Origin of the sequence: Desulfobaculum sp. SPO524, from assembly GCF_044987625.1 — a bacterium.
In the GTDB taxonomy this organism is placed as follows: domain Bacteria; phylum Desulfobacterota; class Desulfovibrionia; order Desulfovibrionales; family Desulfovibrionaceae; genus Desulfobaculum.
Genome location: NZ_JBJDSB010000004.1, coordinates 270,069 through 287,745, shown reverse-complemented (window position 1 = coordinate 287,745; position 17,677 = coordinate 270,069). Strand labels below are relative to the sequence as shown.

Annotated in this window: 20 protein-coding genes; 7 read left to right on the top strand and 13 right to left on the bottom strand. The window is 62.0% G+C overall.

Going from position 1 to position 17,677, the window contains the following annotated elements; all coding sequences use genetic code 11:
- Nucleotides 1-444: 444 nt before the first annotated feature.
- Nucleotides 445-2,112, bottom strand: coding sequence for a YcaO-like family protein (locus ACI3L3_RS14315; protein ID WP_404845821.1), 1,668 nt, complete (start codon nucleotides 2,110-2,112; stop codon nucleotides 445-447).
- Between the two features lie 175 nt (nucleotides 2,113-2,287).
- Between ACI3L3_RS14315 and ACI3L3_RS14310 the strand changes: the two genes are divergently transcribed.
- Nucleotides 2,288-2,890, top strand: coding sequence for a YceI family protein (locus ACI3L3_RS14310; protein WP_404845820.1), 603 nt, complete (start codon nucleotides 2,288-2,290; stop codon nucleotides 2,888-2,890).
- A 175-nt stretch (nucleotides 2,891-3,065) separates the two neighbouring features.
- Here the strand turns inward: ACI3L3_RS14310 and ACI3L3_RS14305 are convergent, their stop codons facing one another.
- Nucleotides 3,066-3,548, bottom strand: a complete 483-nt coding sequence (locus ACI3L3_RS14305; protein ID WP_404845819.1) for an adenosine-specific kinase — start codon at nucleotides 3,546-3,548, stop codon at nucleotides 3,066-3,068.
- Nucleotides 3,549-3,753: 205 nt separating this feature from the next.
- Between ACI3L3_RS14305 and ACI3L3_RS14300 the strand changes: the two genes are divergently transcribed.
- From ACI3L3_RS14300 to ACI3L3_RS14285, 4 genes are all read left to right on the top strand, one after another.
- Entirely contained in the window at nucleotides 3,754-4,740 is a 987-nt protein-coding gene (locus ACI3L3_RS14300) for a YheT family hydrolase (RefSeq protein ID WP_404845818.1), read from the top strand.
- 29 nt (nucleotides 4,741-4,769) lie between these two features.
- Nucleotides 4,770-5,273, top strand: coding sequence for a GNAT family N-acetyltransferase (locus ACI3L3_RS14295; protein ID WP_404845817.1), 504 nt, complete (start codon nucleotides 4,770-4,772; stop codon nucleotides 5,271-5,273).
- A gap of 79 nt (nucleotides 5,274-5,352) precedes the next feature.
- Complete coding sequence (gene msrB / locus ACI3L3_RS14290) at nucleotides 5,353-5,766, top strand: peptide-methionine (R)-S-oxide reductase MsrB (RefSeq protein WP_404845816.1); 414 nt, start codon at nucleotides 5,353-5,355, stop codon at nucleotides 5,764-5,766.
- Nucleotides 5,767-5,890: 124 nt separating this feature from the next.
- On the top strand, nucleotides 5,891-7,324 hold the full coding sequence (locus tag ACI3L3_RS14285; protein ID WP_404845815.1) for a DNA integrity scanning protein DisA nucleotide-binding domain protein: 1,434 nt from the start codon (nucleotides 5,891-5,893) through the stop codon (nucleotides 7,322-7,324).
- Here ACI3L3_RS14285 and ACI3L3_RS14280 read toward each other — a convergent pair.
- Both ACI3L3_RS14280 and ACI3L3_RS14275 read right to left on the bottom strand, forming a co-directional pair.
- A complete protein-coding gene (locus ACI3L3_RS14280) occupies nucleotides 7,321-7,734 on the bottom strand; it encodes an Hpt domain-containing protein (RefSeq protein WP_404845814.1) in 414 nt (137 codons plus the stop codon). The two genes, ACI3L3_RS14285 and ACI3L3_RS14280, sit on opposite strands and share 4 nt — an antisense overlap.
- Before the next feature lie 3 nt (nucleotides 7,735-7,737).
- Nucleotides 7,738-8,694: a chemotaxis protein gene (locus ACI3L3_RS14275; protein WP_404845813.1), complete on the bottom strand. Its 957-nt coding sequence runs from the start codon at nucleotides 8,692-8,694 to the stop codon at nucleotides 7,738-7,740.
- A 267-nt stretch (nucleotides 8,695-8,961) separates the two neighbouring features.
- On the opposite strand from ACI3L3_RS14275, the gene ACI3L3_RS14270 reads away from it, so the two are divergent.
- Complete coding sequence (locus ACI3L3_RS14270; protein ID WP_404845812.1) at nucleotides 8,962-9,549, top strand: dienelactone hydrolase family protein; 588 nt, start codon at nucleotides 8,962-8,964, stop codon at nucleotides 9,547-9,549.
- Between the two features lie 224 nt (nucleotides 9,550-9,773).
- Here the strand turns inward: ACI3L3_RS14270 and proB are convergent, their stop codons facing one another.
- From proB to ACI3L3_RS14225, 9 genes are all read right to left on the bottom strand, one after another.
- Nucleotides 9,774-10,916 carry a glutamate 5-kinase gene (gene proB, locus ACI3L3_RS14265; RefSeq protein WP_404845811.1) on the bottom strand — a complete coding sequence of 381 codons (1,143 nt, stop codon included), beginning with the start codon at nucleotides 10,914-10,916 and terminating at the stop codon, nucleotides 9,774-9,776.
- 47 nt (nucleotides 10,917-10,963) lie between these two features.
- The gene (gene obgE, locus ACI3L3_RS14260; RefSeq protein ID WP_404845810.1) at nucleotides 10,964-11,980 is read right to left on the bottom strand and encodes a GTPase ObgE; all 1,017 of its coding nucleotides are present in this window, start codon (nucleotides 11,978-11,980) and stop codon (nucleotides 10,964-10,966) included.
- A gap of 93 nt (nucleotides 11,981-12,073) precedes the next feature.
- On the bottom strand, nucleotides 12,074-12,343 hold the full coding sequence (rpmA, locus tag ACI3L3_RS14255) for a 50S ribosomal protein L27 (RefSeq protein ID WP_404845809.1): 270 nt from the start codon (nucleotides 12,341-12,343) through the stop codon (nucleotides 12,074-12,076).
- Between the two features lie 21 nt (nucleotides 12,344-12,364).
- Complete coding sequence (gene rplU, locus ACI3L3_RS14250; protein ID WP_404845808.1) at nucleotides 12,365-12,676, bottom strand: 50S ribosomal protein L21; 312 nt, start codon at nucleotides 12,674-12,676, stop codon at nucleotides 12,365-12,367.
- Nucleotides 12,677-12,756: 80 nt separating this feature from the next.
- Nucleotides 12,757-13,776 carry a GGDEF domain-containing protein gene (locus tag ACI3L3_RS14245; RefSeq protein ID WP_404845807.1) on the bottom strand — a complete coding sequence of 340 codons (1,020 nt, stop codon included), beginning with the start codon at nucleotides 13,774-13,776 and terminating at the stop codon, nucleotides 12,757-12,759.
- A gap of 138 nt (nucleotides 13,777-13,914) precedes the next feature.
- Complete coding sequence (locus ACI3L3_RS14240) at nucleotides 13,915-14,643, bottom strand: ComF family protein (protein ID WP_404845806.1); 729 nt, start codon at nucleotides 14,641-14,643, stop codon at nucleotides 13,915-13,917.
- Nucleotides 14,644-15,282, bottom strand: a complete 639-nt coding sequence (locus ACI3L3_RS14235; protein ID WP_404845805.1) for a flavodoxin family protein — start codon at nucleotides 15,280-15,282, stop codon at nucleotides 14,644-14,646.
- Nucleotides 15,283-15,587: 305 nt separating this feature from the next.
- Complete coding sequence (locus ACI3L3_RS14230; RefSeq protein WP_404845804.1) at nucleotides 15,588-16,226, bottom strand: MBL fold metallo-hydrolase; 639 nt, start codon at nucleotides 16,224-16,226, stop codon at nucleotides 15,588-15,590.
- Nucleotides 16,226-16,747: a nitroreductase family protein gene (locus ACI3L3_RS14225; RefSeq protein ID WP_404845803.1), complete on the bottom strand. Its 522-nt coding sequence runs from the start codon at nucleotides 16,745-16,747 to the stop codon at nucleotides 16,226-16,228. The genes ACI3L3_RS14230 and ACI3L3_RS14225 overlap by 1 nt, the downstream gene beginning before the upstream one ends.
- A 159-nt stretch (nucleotides 16,748-16,906) precedes the next feature.
- On the opposite strand from ACI3L3_RS14225, the gene ACI3L3_RS14220 reads away from it, so the two are divergent.
- Nucleotides 16,907-17,617, top strand: a complete 711-nt coding sequence (locus ACI3L3_RS14220) for a molybdopterin-dependent oxidoreductase (protein ID WP_404845802.1) — start codon at nucleotides 16,907-16,909, stop codon at nucleotides 17,615-17,617.
- The last annotated feature ends 60 nt before the right edge of the window (nucleotides 17,618-17,677 follow it).

The following is a 17,677-nucleotide window of genomic DNA, read 5'->3' as shown; positions in this document are numbered from 1 at the left end:
TCATTCGGCGAAATGTAAACATAGCGAGCGTTGCCCGCTGCGTCAACATCCATTTTGCAATTGACGTTTCCGTCAGTCGCGAAGGGCAGTTACTATCGGAAGCGATTCGCTTCGTCAACCCCTCATTTCGTCTTTTTTCAAAGTCGCTGTCGGCGTTGCCGTCAGCGTGTTGAGGCGGTATAGGCGGACCCGAGCGGCCCGTCAAGCACTTTCTCAACATTTTCCAAAATTTCAATGTGTTAGCGTTCTTTCGACCGCTTTGTGAACACACACCCGGTATGCTTACGCATCCCGGTCAATTCTGGCTTTTCAAAGGCCCCTGAGGTTTTCCCTCGCGGCGGAGAGCGTTTCTAGGTGATTGCCCTCCCCGCGTCAACTGCTTTTCCCTCTTTTTGGGCAAATTGTTGCACTTTTCTCTGTGTGGCCCGCTTACGCCTCCACGTGTTACGCGAGAAACTTCCTGAGAAGACGGGTGCTTATGCGCGAATAGCGGTCGAAATCGGGGAGCAGTTCCATCCTCGGCACAATGGCCCGCGTGACGGGCAAAGCGAGGTCCTTGCGCGTCAGATCGGCATAGAGCGGCGTCCGTCCACTGCGGAGAAGTGTCTCCTCCACCAGCTTGAGGTCCGTGGCGATGCTGCCGGTGGACAAATCCGGCAGGGACTCCAATGTGACCACCTCAAGCTCCTCCGGGCCCGGCGTTGAGGGCGGCCCAAAGGGAAAGGGATACGGCACTTCAAGAATGGCCGACAGCGCCGCGCGTGCGCCCGAGAGTTTGGCCGAGGCCCCTTTCACCACCTGCCCCTGCGGGCCGATGGCAAAAGCCTTGTAGCACGGGATACCCAGTTCGCTGGTACATTCCTGCAGGAGGACGTCCACACCGCGGCGGGCGTACTTCGCCAGCAAGGCCGCGATGTCCTTGTCATCCGACCGCACGCGCAACCACGTGCGCGAGTCCACAGGCGTGGTGGTTTCCGCATCGCGCTCGATAATTTCAAGAAGCGCCCCAAGGCGCGCCTGCTCGACAGTATTCCCCGACGCCAGCCCGGTTGAGCCAAGTCCGCCGAAGAATCCCTGCTCGTCAAGGTTCACAAATAGCGCGATGAACTGCGCCGGAACATACACCGTGGCCCCGCCCGCGTCCTCGCACGGGAGCCAGTGCAGCGGCTCATTACTATAAGAAGCATCAAGGGGGAGATCGTTCGGGTCCAGCGCGGCGCGGCCCTGATCCAGAAGGTCCGAGCGGCGCGCGCGGACCAGCTCCCGCCCCGAAGCGCAGTCCGGAAGCGCGAGGTTCTCCACGCTCACCCAACTGGAATAGCGCTCCACAATCTCCATAAGCAGCGCGGCCTGTGCGGCGTCAAAGGCGAGGCCCCGTCCATAGGACATATGCTGGCCGGACACAGCGTAGTTCAGCGCGCCATTGCGGACACGGATAGACGTTTCCCAGCTCCGCACCAGCCCTACGGGAGACAGCGAATCCATATGCCGCGCCTGTGCGCCAAGGGGCACCCCGGCCTGCTCCAGCGCGGCTTCGGCGCGTCGCGCGGTCTCCGCCGCCGAGGGATAGCGCTCCTCGGCGGGGCGCAGGGCGAGCGCCTGGCGCACATCCGCCACATGGGCGAATTCGTCCCCCGCTGTTGCCACGACTTCGGCGGCGTACGGCACGTCCAGCCCCTGCCGGCGGATATCCTCCAGCGGCGCGTGGTCAGCAATATTCGCCTGAAACGCCATGGCCCACTTGCGGTGCAGGTCGGCCTCCGGCCCTTGGCCGGCGCGCAGGTCCACCAGGGGAGACACCGCCTGCTCCTCTGGCGTGGCGGGACCAGACAGCCCGAGACGCTGAGCGACATCGGACCTCCCCTGCACGGCTTCGCGGAGAAGCCCCGTCACCACGGGGTCAGCGCTCATCTGCTCCAGAAGGGCCGCCAATTCGGCTGCATCAGAGGCCGCAACATGGCGCAACGCGGCGCGGCGCATAGCGTCGTCCATGGGCGCGGCGCGCAGATGCGCAAGCATGGCGTCCAGCGTCATCTCCTCCTTGGGCAGGCAGGCGCAAAAGCCAACTGTGGCGTGGGTTTCGAGGAGTGTGAATGCGTACTCCATGGTCATGGGCTGTGGTCTCCTTGCTGAAATTCCATCATGGGGACGTAAGACATAGCCAAAAGCCCGCCATGAAACAACAACCAGTGCATGGCCGCCGCTGCCGATTGGGCTGGTCCACGGGGCTGGCTTTGAGGTATACTGGCGGAAGGTCCATCAACCGCATTCCACAAGGAGAAGCACTATGCCTCATATTCGGCGCGGTTTCGCCTGCCTGACCATCGCCCTGTGCGTTCTGTTCGCCAGCCCCGCCTTTGCCCGGGACTGGAGCGTGGATACGGACCATTCGCAGGCCGTTTTCACCATCACGCACATCGTGGGCAAGGTGACGGGGTTCTTCAATGACATTACGGGGACCATCAATTTCGACCCCAAGCATCCCGAAGCGGGCGTCATCGACATTTCCATTGGTATTGACTCCATCAACACCGGCATTGCCAAGCGCGACGCACACCTAAAGACGGCGGACTTTTTTGACACCGCCAAGTACCCGCGCATGAGCTTTGTCAGTGACGACATTGTCGCCCGTGGCGATGGCTGGTTTGAAGCGCGCGGCACCTTCACCCTGAAGGAAACCAGCAATGACATCACGCTGCCGTTTACGGTGCTGGGGCAAAAGCCGCACCCGGTGCCCGACTTTGAGGGCAAGCCCGTGCTGGGCTTTCAGGGGCGCTTTGACCTCGACCGCCTTGCCTACGGCGTCGGCTCAGGCACCTTCCACAAAATGGGACTGGTGGACAACATGGTGGCGGTAACGCTGTATACGGAGCTTTTGCCCGCCGATTAAAGGCAAACGCGGCAGACACATGCAAACGCGGCGCGTCCCCAAAGGGATGCGCCGCGTTTTTTCGTTTTCGGTATGCAGAAGCCGGAAATCCCCTGCCCGCGCCACGGTCCGGCGACGGGCTGTGAGCCGCCTGCCGCCCAGGTCCACAACGCACTCCCGCGCGGGTGGCGCCGGGTTAGGCCTTGTAGCCGATGGTACGCAGGAACTGCTTGCGCGCGGCCACGTCGTCTTCGCGCTCCACGCCTGCGGAGGCATAGCCGTCGATAACGCCCATAATGCCGCGCCCCTGCTCGGTTTCGGCCACGATAACCTCTGTGGGGTTAGCCGTAGCGCAGAACAGGCGCACCACTTCGGGCACGTTCTGGATGGTATTGACGATGTTGATTGGGAACATATCCTTCATGAACAGGATAAAGGCATGGCCGCAGGACAGGGCCTTGGCGTTCTTTCGCGCCAGTTCCACGCATTCTTCGTCGGTTCCGGTCAGACGGATAAGGCGCTTGTCGGACGCCTCGCAAAAGGCGAGGCCGAACTTGGCAAAGGGTACCGTGGAGACCACAGCCTCATGGATGTCTTCCACCGTCTTAATGAAATGGGACTGGCCGAGGATGAAGTTCATCTCTTCGGGCTTGTCGATACGCACAGTGGTCAGTTGCATGATGCAGTCCTCCGCCCCTAGGGCATGTATCAGAGTTGATTGAACTTCCTGGAAGTAGGATGCCCGGGCATAGTACGAAACCTCGCCCCGCAGGGCAATCGTCATTCTACGGGGCGTGGTGGGGCGCTGGCGCAGTGGGAGCGATTCATCACTTGCCCGCGCAGGCCGACATGGCTACCCTGCCTGACTTCAAGGAGCCGAAACAATGCCAGTATTGCCCATACCCGACTATGCACCGCCAACGCTCTTGGCCAATGCGCATGTGCAAAGCGTTGCCCCGTCCCTGATGCGTCCCACGCCGAAGGTGGACTATGTCCGCGAACGCATCCCCACCCCGGACGGCGACTTTTTGCTGCTGGACTGGAGCTTCACGGAGCACACCGCCACCACCAGCCGCCTTGCCATTATCACCCACGGGCTGGAAGGCCACTCCCGCCGCAAATACGTCCGCGGCATGGCCCGCGTCCTCAATGCCGCAGGCTGGGACGTGCTGGCGCGCAACTGCCGTGGCTGCGGCGGTGAAATGAACGCGACCCCGCGCTTTTACCACAGCGGCGAAACCGACGACCTGCACACCACCGTCACCCACGCGCTGTCCTTTGACCGCTACAGCTCCATTGCCCTTGTGGGCTTTAGCATGGGCGGCAACCAGACCCTGAAATATCTGGGTGAAGCGCCCTCCCGCGTGCCGAAGGAAATCAGCGCCGCAGTTGCCGTCTCCGCCCCATGCGACCTTGTGGACTCCGTCCACGCCCTGGAGGCCCGCCACTCCGGGCGCTTTTATACGGAATACCTGCTGCGCAGCCTGCGGGACAAAATCCGCCAGAAGCACAAGCTGTTCCCGGATGTTTTTGATATTTCGGACCTTGGCCGCGTGACCACGTTCCGCCATTTTGACGAGCGCTTCACCGCGCCGCTGTTTGGCTTTGCCAGCGCCGAGGACTACTGGACCCGCGCCAGCTCGCGCCCTGTGCTGCCAAACATTGCCGTGCCCACGCTGATGATCAACGCGCAGGACGACCCCTTTCTTGGGGAAGACAGCTTTCCCGAGCGCGAAGCACGCGACAATCCCAACCTGTATTTGGAAACGCCCCGCGCCGGAGGCCATGTCGGGTTCATTCAGCTAGACCACGACGGCACCTTTTGGTCCGAGGCGCGCTGCGCGGCCTTTCTTACCACGCACGGCGCGTAGCGCCCCTTCACCTCAACCACCATATCCGCATGCAGACACTACTCCGCCCCGCACGGCCAGAAGACATTCCCGCCATTCTCGCCCTCAACGAAGCCGCCGTCCCCGCCGTGAACAGCGTGGACCACGACTTCATGGCGTGGTCCATCCGCGAAGCCGCCTTCTTTCAGGTGGCCTGCACCTCGGTTCAGGACGACATTCTCGGCTTTATGATTGGCCATACACCGGGCGTCACCTACGCCAGTGAAAACTTTCAGTGGTTTTGCGCGCACTATCCCTCCTTTGTGTATGTGGACCGCATCGTTGTCGCGCCACGCGCCAAACGCATGGGCGTCGGCACCGCGCTGTACGACGCCGTCTCCACCGTGGCGCAGCGGCTGGACTGCCCCGCCGTCACCTGCGAGGTGAACACCCGCCCCCGCAATGACGATTCCCTCGCCTTCCACCACCGCTACGGCTTCCACGAAGTGGGCGCGCAGGAGACAAAGAACGGCACGGTTGCCGTTTCCCTGCTTTTGAAAGACCTCAAGGCCTGATACATTCACGAAAGCCAAAGGCGCGCCGCCCCCAAAAACGGTGACGGCGCGCCCTTTCCTCAAGCGCAGGAGGCCAAGCGTGACGGACAAAATTCGCAAAACCGACGAAGAATGGCGCGCCCAGTTGACGCCGGAGCAGTTCAACATCTGCCGCAAGCGCGGGACAGAGCCTGCATTTTCCGGCGAATTCGCGTCCTTTAAGGGCGACGGGGAGTACACCTGCGTGTGCTGCGGCAACACACTGTTCCGCTCCGCGGACAAATTCGACTCCGGAACGGGCTGGCCCAGCTTTATGGCCCCTGCCGCACCCCACGCCGTTGAGGAAAAACATGACACGTCCCACGGCATGATACGCACGGAGGTCGTCTGCGCCCGCTGCGACGCCCACCTTGGGCATGTGTTCCCGGATGGACCACCGCCAACGGGCATGCGCTACTGCATTAATTCCGTGTGTCTGGAGTTTGTCCGCGCAGGAAAAAACGCGCCATCCTAGCGCCATTGGCGGTGTGGAGCACGCCCCGCCCCCATCATGCCATACAGGAAAAACGCCGCCGAGCTTGAATTCCTTCCGTTTTGTGGCAATCATTGGTCAGCCTGCAACACAAAACGGAGAACCGATGCTCGACGACGCCTACCGTAACCTGTGCATCTATCACATTCACGACGGCCTCCGGGACGGCCTGTCGCACTTTTCCCAATCCAGCCGCGCCGCGCTTATCTACGCGGAAACGCCGCACAGCGCCCCGCGCATTCACGACCCGCAAAACCTCTTGCGCGGACACGAACCCATGCTGGAAAAGGTCTTCCTCAAGGACGCCACATGGCGGCAATGCCCCGGCAAGGTCGCCTCCATCCCGCCCTTTGAGCAGATTTTGTGCGACCCTCTGCCTGTTTCCGGCCTCATCAACGTTGGCGCGCGCTCGCGGGCTATCTTTCACCAAACATGGTTTACGGAGCACCACCCGGACCTGTGCTCCACCGGCCCAACCGAACGCTGGCTGGAGCATGCGTCGTGGATGCTGTCGCAGGCGTTTGCCTCGGACAACGTCCTGCATCTGGACCTTGCGGGAGCCGTGCTTCAGGGCTGGGCCACCCACGCCGTGCGCAATTTCATTGTGGACCAGCGCGCCGAGGCCATGGGCATGGATACGAAACTGCGCATCTATCCCACACTGGACGCCATCCTCAGCATATCCAAAACGCTGGAGGAAGGCGCATGGGCGCGCGGGCGGCTGTGCTTTGTGGAACCGGGGGATATCGACAGCGTGACCTATCTGGCCAAATTCACGCGCGATGAGCGCCCGGTACTGCAAAACCACAAGCACGTGCGCAAGCTGCTGCTCTCGGTTGAGGATTCGCCCTACGCCTTGGTCTCCGACGGCGCGAGCATTGTGGGCATTGGCATGCCGCCCTATCCCGGCGCATGTGTTCTGGCGGAGTTCCGCGGCAATTATGGCTTTGTGCGGCTGGGAGAGGAAAAGGTATGCAGTTTCTTTGACGGCGCGTTTCATTCCACCACGCGCCGGGCGAACCTTGTGCAACTGGAGGAACTGCTGCTGGAAAGCCGTCTCGACGCCACCCAGCGCCACGCGCTGTTCACCATTGTGTCGGACATTGTTCACAGCACGCAGGAGCGCAAACACGGCTGCACACTGGTGCTTGATTTCTCCTGCCCGCACATTCCCATCGCGGGCCAGCATCTGGAGAACCCCATCAGTCTGCATAACCCGCACATGCTGCATGTGGCCAAGGCGCTGGCCAAGGTGGACGGCGCCCTGCACATCTGCGCGGATGGAACCCTGCACGGTTTTGGCTGTCTGTTGGATGGCGAACGTGTTGTCGCCGAGGACCGCTCGCGCGGGGCGCGGTACAATTCCGCGCTGCGTTTCACGGCGGGGCACGATGACCTTGTGGTCATTGTGGTGTCGTCGGACCGTCCCATGTCCATTATTCAAGGCGGCGTGGAAGTGACGGCGGCGTGCCCCCTGCCCCCGCTGGCTGGAAGCTGTGGCACCCCGCCCCACCTTGAGGACTGGATAGCGGACGCTTAATCCCGTTGGCGGACGCGGGCAAAGTCGAGGGCGCTGCGCAGGTCCGCAAGCTGCTCCGTCACGTCCCGGTCCGCACAATCGGGCACGTCGTCAATGAGTTCACGCAGGGCGTCCACGCCTTCCAAAAGCGCGGTGACAAGGTCGCTATCGGCCTGAATCTCCCCCGTGCGCACACGGCCGAGCAAGTTCTCCAACCAGTGCGAGACCCGCTCAATGCTGTGCAGTTTGAGCAGTCCGGCTCCCGCCTTGACGGAATGCGCGGCCCGGAACACGCTGTTGAGCAGTTCGGCCTCGTCCGCAGCGGTGTGTTCCTCCAACTCCAACACGCCCGACTCAAGCTCCGAGAGCCGCTCGCGCGATTCTTCAATGAACGCGTCGAGCACTTCCTTATCCTGCGAAAAATCCATCATGGACTACTCGCCCCCAGCTGGCTGGCCTTCTAGTATGGCAATGGCTCGCTCCGCCATGGAATCCATGTCCGGCTTGGAAATCTGCTCCGCCGCACCCACGGATTCGCCCTTGTGCCGCAGTTCCTGCGTAATGAGCGATGAATACAAAATCACCGGGATATCCTTGGACATCTCGTTGTCCTTGATGTTTTTCGTCAACGTAAATCCATCCATCAATGGCATCTCAATATCCGCGATGACAATGTCCAAAAAGTCGCCGATGGGACGGCCTTCGCCCTTGGCACGCTCGGAGATGCTTTCCACAAGGTCCAGCGCCTCCTGCCCGTTGTTGACGATTTGCAGGTCAAAGTTTGCGGCCTCCAAATTCTTGCGCAGCATCAGGCGGATGGTTGGGGAGTCGTCCGCCACCACGGCGCGGTAGCGCTTGGAGGCAATAACGCTTGGCGCTTCGTCGTCCTTCATGCTTTTTGGCTCAAGGGCGGAAATAATCTGCTCCAGGTCCAGTAGCTGGATGAACCTGTCCTCGCGCCGCACCATGCCGATGATGCTGGATGTGCCCATGCGGTTGACGTACTTGTGCGGCGGGGCCACGTCGCGCCAGCCCACACGGTGGATTTCCGTCACGCCAGAGACAAGGAATCCGGTCACGGCCTTGGAAAATTCCGTCACCATGACCACTTCGTACTCGTGCGGTTCGCGCTCAATGCCCAGCCACACCGCAAGGTCCAGCACCGGGACGATGTGCTTGCGCAGGGAAATGGTTCCCATATAGCACGGATTGGATGCCGATTCCGGTGGATCAAGGTCCGGACTTTCGATGACCTGCATCACCTTGGCGACGTTGACGCCAAAAAAGCTCGGCGCCGGACGTCCGCCCCCGGGGACCTGCTCGTTAATGAACAGCTCCAGTATTTCCAACTCGTTGGTTCCGGTTTCCAGCAGAATATCGGTCTTCGCCATACCAGCCTCCCATAGACGGTCTTCACGGCCCTACTCTGCACCACTCCACTGTCCTTTCTACCCTTGCAATAGCCTTTACGCAATATACGATGGCGGATTGTGCGGCGTGTCGCCCGCTTTTCCCCGCCTGAAGGAGCCTCGTGCGCGCCGGAAGGAACGCACGGCGCAGGTGCGGGGCACGCATTCCGGACGAAACAGGTGACAAACATCGAAATTTAAGGAATGGCTAGGGGCGAAGCAACGACCGCAAGCACAAGGTAGACGTCAATGCAGATACTTCTTGCAACGGAAATCTGGGGACGAACCCCGCATGTGGATATGATGGCCGACACGTTCCGGCGCGTTGCCGCTTCGGTGACGGTGGTGGACCCGTACGGTGGAGCGGACCAAGGCTTTGTCAGTGAAGGGGAAGCCTACGCGCGCTACGTTGAAACTGGTGGGCTGGAGGCCTACACCAACCGCGTCCGGGACATGCTGGCGACACTGCACGGCCCGGTGGCGCTCGTTGGATTCAGCGCCGGAGCGGGAGCGGTGTGGGCTGTCTCGCGGGAAACGCCTCCGGTCCCTCTCCTCGCGGTCCTGTGTTTTTACGGCTCGGCCATCCGGACCATGATGGACACGCCCCCGCAGGTGCCGACGGACGCCATCTTCCCCGCGCACGAACCGCATTACTGCGTGGACGATGTGATTTGCGTGCTCAACCGCGCGCCGCACGTCCATTGCCACACCACGCCCCACGGGCACGGCTTTATGAATCCGCTGTCCGTCAACTACGCCCCAAGCGCTGCGGCCAAGTGGCTGGTCTGGGCGCAAACACGCCTGACCACCGTGGCGAAAAACGCCGAAGCCCTCTAAATTCGGCCCACGCCGGGGCACATGCGCTGCAGCGTCGTGCCCCTCATGCCGCGCGCCAACATCACCGGCCCAGCCTGCGACACGCCCCGGCCCACTCCTGCGGGGCATGCCCCTTGGCGCGCTCCCCCTCCGCCGCCCAGCCGCCGGACCAAAGCCCAAAGCCCAAAAAAAATCCCCCGTCCACAGGGAACGGGGGATGAAAAATGACTCGCTGGTGCGCCACATCAAATGGCGGCGTCCAGCAGCATGTTGTCGCGGTGGATGGCTTCGGGGTACGGGCACGCGCCGAGCACCTGTTCAATCTCGCTGCTCCGGCGGCCCATGATTTCCCGCAGGTCCTCGTCGGAGTAGTTGGAGAGACCAACGCCGATAACGTCGCCGGACCCATCCAGCACACGCACCAACGCGCCATGACCAAAGGAGCCTTCAACGGCCACGATTCCGGCAGGAAGCAGGCTTTTGCCGTGCCACACCAGCGCCTTGGCCGCTCCGGCGTCCACCTTGACGCTGCCGTCCGGAACCTTGTTGTAGGCCAGCCAGAACTTTCTGCGCGAGATGGTTTCGTGCTCCGGAACCACCCATGTGCCGATGTCCTCGCCCGAGAACACACGCTCCAGCACGTAGCGCTCCGCGCCGGAAACAATGAGTGTGGGCACGCCCAGCTGGGCCACACGGCGCGCGGCAAGCAGCTTGGAATACATGCCGCCCGTCCCGGCGGAGGTTTTGCCGTCGCAGGTGGAGTCGATATCCATGCACGAGATGTCCTCAATGCACTGCAGGCACTCGGCATCCGGATTCTGATCCGGGTTGGAGTCGTACACACCGGAGGCGGACGTCATATTGATGAGCAGATCCGCGTGGACAAGGTTGACCACAAGGCTCGCCAGCGCGTCGTTGTCACCGAATTTCAGTTCCTTGACGGCGTCGGCGATGGTGTCGTTTTCGTTGACGATGGGGATGGCCTTCCAGTCAAGGAGCTTATGGAAGGTGTTCCATGCGTTCAGGAAACGGCCACGGTTGCGCAGGTCGTCACGCGTCAGCAGAATCTGCGCGGAGACCTTGCCATAGCGCCCGAAGGCTTCGTCATAGGCGTGCATGAGGCGGCTCTGACCAATGGCCGAAGCAGCCTGCCGCTCGGGAACGCCCGTGATAGCGGTGTCCAAAACGCGGCGTCCGGCGGCAACAGCGCCGGAGGAGATAAGAACAACGTCCAGTCCCCTGTCGTGCATGGCGGCCATCTGGTCCGCCAGCCGGTTCACAACGCGCATGTCCAGGCCGTCCGGTCCGGTCAGGACGGCGCTGCCGACCTTGATGACCACACGCTTGGCGTCCTTGATGACGTGCTGTTTTTGCTCTTTCCAGTCCATTTCAGGCCTTCCGGGTCGTGTGTAACCTTCCATCCGGTCCAAACCGCTCAGCTCTCCGTGTCCGTATGGTACAACCGCCACATTTCATTCACAAGCCCTTCCACTCCGTCGCCATTGAGGGCGGATATGAAAAAGACCTTCCGGCCGTCATCCTCGGCGCGCTGGCGGAGCGCGGCAAGGTCGTCCTCGCTAAGCAGGTCTATCTTGTTGATGACCGCCAGCTGGTGCCGGTGTGCCAACTCGTCATTATAGCGGGCCAACTCGTCATTGAGCATGTCGAAGCCTTCCCACGGCGATTCCACGTCAAGGTCCTCGGCGCTGAGGATATGAACGAGGAAGCGTGTGCGCTCCACATGCTTGAGGAAGGTGTGGCCAAGGCCCTGCCCTTCGTGCGCGCCCTCGATCAGCCCCGGAATGTCGGCCACAACAAAGTGGTCGCCCACGTCGTTAATCAGCACGCCAAGGTTCGGGGTGAGGGTGGTGAAGGGATAGGGAGCAATCTTGGGACGCGCCGCAGAAATCGTGGAGATGAAGGTGGACTTGCCCGCGTTGGGCAGGCCCAAAAGCCCCGCGTCCGCGAGGATTTTCAGCTCAAGGCGCAGGGTCCTTTCCTCATTTTCGCCGCCGGGCTGGGCAAAACGCGGCGTGCGCATGGTGGAGGACTTGAAGCGCTCGTTGCCAAAGCCGCCGCGTCCGCCTTTGCAGACCGCAACCTGCATGTCCGCGTCCGTCAGGTCGGCGAGGAGGCTTTCGTTGCCTTCCTCGTCAATCTCATAGAGCAAGGTGCCAACGGGGACATCAATGATGAGGTCTTCGGCGTTTCTGCCAAAGCGCTGCTTGCCCATACCGGGCTGGCCGTTTTTGGCCTCGTACAGGCGCTTTAGGCGAAAGTCGTACAACGTCAGCAGCTTATCGGACGCACGGAAGATGACGTCGCCGCCTTTGCCGCCGTCGCCGCCATCGGGTCCGCCTTTGGGCACATGGGCCTCGCGCCGAAACGACACGCAGCCATGCCCGCCCTTGCCGGAACGCACTGTAATCCGTGCTTCATCTACGAAGCGCATAGGTAACTCCCCGCGCGAGATACTCGCGCATAAAAAACGGGCGGATAGCGCAAAGCTGCGCCATCCGCCCCGGAAAGTGCTCGACCGCTGAGACTATGCCTCAGAGGGAACCACGCAAACCCGGGTCTTAACTTTCTTCCGGCGCGTGAACTTTTCAAATTTGACTTCGCCGTCGGTGAGGGCGAACAGGGTGTAATCCCTGCCAACACCAACGTTCTCGCCAGCGTGGTACTTGGTGCCCAGCTGACGAACGAGGATGTTGCCCGCGAGGACCTGCTGGCCACCGAAGCGCTTAACGCCTCGTCTCTGACCGATAGAATCGCGACCGTTTCTCGAGCTACCGCCCGCTTTTTTATGAGCCATTTCAGTACTCCTTTACTGACCTTAGGCCTCGATGGCCTTGATCTTGATAGTGGTGAAGTCCTGCCTGTGGCCCTGCTTCTTCTGGGAATCCTGGCGGCGGCGCTTGTGGAAGACGATAATCTTCTTTTCGCGGCCGTGCTCGACCACTTCGCAAGAAACCTTGGCGTTTTCGACGTAGGGCTCGCCCACGGTCACTTCGCCAGACTTATCCACCAGCAGAACCTTGTCCAGAACCAGCTCGGAACCGGCCTCTGCCTGAATCTTCTGAATGTCAATCGTGCGGCCTTCCTCAACACGGAACTGCTTGCCGCCGGACTCAACTATTGCATACATGACCTATTACCTCCAAAGAAAGAGAGAGGGGTAGATATCCGACAAATGCAGAAAAAGTCAACCCCTCACGCTTGAGTTTTTTAATTTGCCTCATAAGCGGACACGCGGTTCCGTCCGCTCCTCTTTGCATCATAAAGAGCGGCGTCCGCCCCTTGCACTAACCGCTCGGCGTGGCTGTCTTCCCATTTTTCATCAAACTGCGCAACACCAATAGATATGGTCAACGCAACATTCCGCTCCAAAACATCGCCGTCCACGCTTTTGATCTCAAAGCGGTACTTCTCAATGCTGGCACGGATATGCTCTGCCATGTCAATGGCTTGCTCCAGCGTCATGCCGGGCGCAATCACCACAAATTCTTCGCCGCCATACCGCGCTGGCAGGCATTTGCCGTCCGCGCGCCCCTTCACCCCTTGGGTAATAAGGTGCGCCACAAGCTTCAGCGCCTGATCGCCAATCTGGTGGCCATAGGCGTCGTTAATGCGCTTAAAGAGATCAATATCCAGCATGAGCAGGCTCAGCGGCCCGTCACGCTCCTCGCCGCACTGGCGGCGAAGCTCATCGTCAAAGCGCCTGCGGTTGGCCAGCCCGGTCAGGGCGTCGGTATTGGCCGCGCGGTGCAGGTCTATTGCGTCCTGCCCCATGGCGTCCACCAACTGCTTAAACGAACGGCGCAGCGACTTCACCATCTCTTCCGGTGGCATACCGCTTTGGACGGTCTGCACCGTTTCCTCGCCGAGGTTTTGCACCTCGCCCGTGCGGCGGGAAAACAGCTGCCCAAACTCCTCCAGCAGCGCCGAGGATTCCTCCAAGGCGGCCTTGAGGCGCTCGCGGTAGTCCGTAGTCAGGATTTCTTCCTGCTTGCGCGCCACTTCGTCATAGCGCTCGTCGCTAAAATCGCGGCGGCGGATGAGGTCAAGAAACAGCTCGTGGATGGCGGCCTTTTGTCCGTCGGACAACGTATCGTTGTACTCAAGGCTCCGCATATAGAGGATAAGCGAGTACCACCTCGGCTCCGAGGGGACTCCCGCCTTGGACAAAAGCCGGCACAGGTGCTGTTGTTCCGGCGCGGTGCAGGGGGTGGTATCCTGTTTACTCATGGATAGACGACACTGCGGGTTGATGGTTCCTCGTACGGACAAGCCGCCGATAGAGCCGCATCCCGGCTGTTTTAGGCCGGGCACGCTCCGTTCATCTTCGGCCATGGTAGCGGACTCTGCCCACGCCGACCAGCATTTTCACGCCTCCGGCGTTCTGGCCAGCACGGCCACATCCACGCGCGCCGCCCCGGCGCGCTCAAGGGCGCGCGTTGCGGCCTCCAGCGTGCCGCCCGTCGTCATAATATCATCCACAAGCAAAATATTGCGTCCGGCCACGCGGCCCGCATCCGCAGCAAATGCGCCGCGCACATTCTCGCGCCGCACCGCGGCGCTCAGCCCCACCTGCGGGCGGGTGGCGGCATGGCGGACAAGGGCGTGGGCGTCCACACAGGCCCCGCTCCTGCCAAGCCCGCGCGCCACCTCTAAGCTCTGATTAAAGCCGCGCTCGCGCAGGCGGGCGGGATGCAGCGGGATGGGGACCACACTCCACGACGGCGCATCGGCAGGGTCGCTGCCCTGCCACCCGCCGCGCTGGCAGGCCTCGCGCAGCAGCCGCTGGAGCAGACGCCCGCGACCTATGCGGCCGGTGAACTTGTAGTCCAGCACCAGCCGCCGCAGCAGGCCGTCATAGACGCCGGAAAAATACAAACTGTCCCACGGGCGCGGCTCACGGCGGCATGCGCCGCACAGGTAGATGCCGCCGGACGGGGCAGGATACAGCGCGCCACAGGCAGGACAGTAGCCCGTGGTACGCGGGGCCAGCTCGCGCGCGCAACCGGAACACAGCCCGCGTTCGCCCGGCGCAAGGGCCACACCGCACGCGCCGCAGCGTGCGCCGCATACCGTCCGGACAAGCCGCCGCAGCACTTAGCCCCTCCGCTCCTCCACGGGAATTGCGGCAGGGGCGTGCTCGGCGGCCGCAGCGCGGCCAAGCTCAATAAGCTGGGCAGAGCCGGAGACATCGGCCTCCAGGTCGCCGCTTTCGTCAATGCCCTTAAACAGCAGCGGCTCCTGCATCTCAAAATTGAAGACATCAAGGAAATATTTCAGCGTGAGCAGGCTGCCTTCAAAGAGCTTGTCGCCGTGCTTGCGCCCGGCCAGCAGGGAAACATAGGCCTTGCGGCGCGGCAGAGCGCGCATGCTCTCGTCGCCGTCCAGTTTGCGCAGGTAATGACACTGGCTGCGGTCTATCCACGCCTTGAGCTGGGCCGGAACGTGATAATAATAGATGGGCGAGGACAGGAACAGATACGGTGCAGTCAGCATCTCCTGAAACAGCCGCCCGCTGTGGTCCATGTCCGTCAGGTAGCAGGCCCGCTTCGGATCATGCTTGCACCGATAGCAAGAGACGCACGGCTCCACCCGGTAGCGCCGCAAAAAATCTACGGCGATGTCTCCCGCGCCTTGGGCGAAGAGGAGCGCGGCCTTGTCACTATTGCCGCCCGGCCGCGGGCTGCACGACATGACAAACGGTCTGCCGCCCTTGTGTGCATTGTGCACCGTCATGATTTCTCCCTCAGTGTGTGGACGAACCGTGCACGAACATGGTCGCCCTCGTCGGCGGCCTCAAGCCGCCAGCTGTCGTTTGTGGCGCGCTGGTCTTCCAAAGAGGCCAGCACGTCCTTACGGACAAGCACTTCTATGACCGAAGCGCGGGACAGGCGAAGGTACCACCCCACCTCAAGCCCAACGCCTCAGCACTTGCCTCGCAGGTCCAGAAAAACCGTTTCGTTATCGCTGGTCATGTGCCACAGGCTCCACGCCGCACGCGCCGCCGGACGCGCGGGGCATCCGGCGGCGGAGCGGTGTCGCTACAAATCCATCCCAGGCGCGCCGGGCTGAAAGAACGGATTGTGCGCCTTTTCGTCGCCAACGCTGGTGGCCGGACCGTGGCCCGGATACAGCGTGGTGTTCTCCGGCAGGGTAAAGATGCCCTGCTCCACGGAACGCACCAACGTAGGCGTGCTGCCGCCGGGAAAGTCCGTGCGGCCAATGGAGCGCGCAAAAATCAGGTCGCCCACAAAGGCCGCACCCTCGCCGGGGAACACAAAGGTCAGGCTTCCGGGCGTATGCCCCGGCGTCGCCACAATTTGGCACTCTTCGCCAACAAAGGTCGCGGTGCCCGGAGCGATGGGGTCAAAGTCAAACAGCTCTACCTTGGGCAGGCCCATGGCGCCGCCCGCGCCGACCTCAGTTTCCAGCAGAAAACCGTCCTCGGTGTTGGCGGCGATGGTGGCGCCGGTCTCGCGCGCCAGCTTGGCCGCGCCGTAGATATGGTCAAAGTGCAGATGCGTGATGAGCACATGCGTCAGGGTCAGGTTCTCCTGCCGGATGACGTCCAGCACGCTGGCAGGGTCACCCCCGGGATCGATAAACACGGCCTGGCCTCCGCTGGAGAGCAGATAGCCGTTGGTTTGCAGGGGGCCGAGGGCGTAGGTCCGAATCTGCATCAAAACTCCTCAATAAGCAGCTTTTCAAGCGGCTCGCGCGAGCTGGCACCCGGATGCGCGGGATGGCCGACGGCAATAAAGGCCATCACCTCATACCGCTCCGCGTCCAGCTTCAGGGCGTCGAGCACCTGTTGCGGTTGATTAATAATTTCTCCAAGCCACACGCCGCCAAGGCCAAGGGCGTGCACGCCAAGCAGCATATTCTGTATGCAGGCCCCGGCGGTTTGATGGTCCTTCAGCGGCGAATACATGGCGTCCTTATCGAGAAAAACGCCCACGAGCAAACCGCACGCGCGCACAACGGCGGCGTATTTGGTGCACCCCGCAAGGGCTTCAAAGCGCGGATCGTCCGGCCACAGACACATAAACCGCCACGGCTGATTGTTCAGTCCACTGGGGGCCCAGCGTCCGGCCTCCAAAATGGCAAGAGCCTCGTCGCGCGTTACAGGAGCATCGGTGAATTTCCTTACGCTGCGGCGCTCAAAAAGCGCCTTAAATACTGGATTATCGCTGAGTTCCATACGCTTCTCCTTTGCAATTTCTGCTTTGCCACGGTGAACAACATTGTCGAAATACCAAACAATGTCCACCCCCAGACATGTTTCGATACACAACATTGCACCAGCAACCGTCATATCCTACAGTGAGGTGCCCCCGTCACGCCCAGCCCAGGAGGTTCTATGCCGCATCTGCCCTTTTCGCCCCTGCGCCGCGCGCTGCTCCTTGGCGCGCTCACGCTGCCGGTGAGCATTGCCCTGCCCGCCCCAGCGCGCGCGGCCATGCGCCGGGCCTTTCCCACCCGCACCGTAGAGCAGGACCTGCCCGCCTTTTCCGCGCGCACCGGCATGCTGGAATTTCCGGACGGCACGGACGCGCCCTTTGTGCTCCGCATTGACGGGCTGGTACGGGCGCCAGCCGCCCTTGCCTACGCGGACCTCACCGCCCTGCCGCAGGTGGAGCAGACCTCGGACATGCACTGCGTGGAGGGGTGGTCCGTCCAGAATATCATGTGGGGCGGCGTACGCCTGAAGACGCTGCTGGAGCTTGCTCAGGCCGAAGAGGCGGCGCGGTATGTGGTCTTTCACGCCCTTGGGGCCACGCCACGCGGTCCGGATGGTCTGCGGGCCTATGTGGAGTGCATGTCCATTGCGGACCTGACGGACCCAGCGCAGGACTGCCTGCTGGCCCTACGCATCGGCGGCGCTCCACTGCCGCATGACCGGGGCGCCCCCGCACGGCTTGTTGCGCCCTATCAGCTCGCCTACAAAAGCATCAAATTTGTGCACAGGCTGGAGGTCACGCGCGAGGCCCGCGACGGCTGGTGGACCGCGGCCAACCCCATCTACCCACGGAATGCGCCCGTGCCCAAGCGGCGCCTGCGCGCGCCATAGGCGCATGCGTCTTGAACTCCTCGCCGCGCCGGGGTATGCACCGCTTCTATGAGCGAAAAC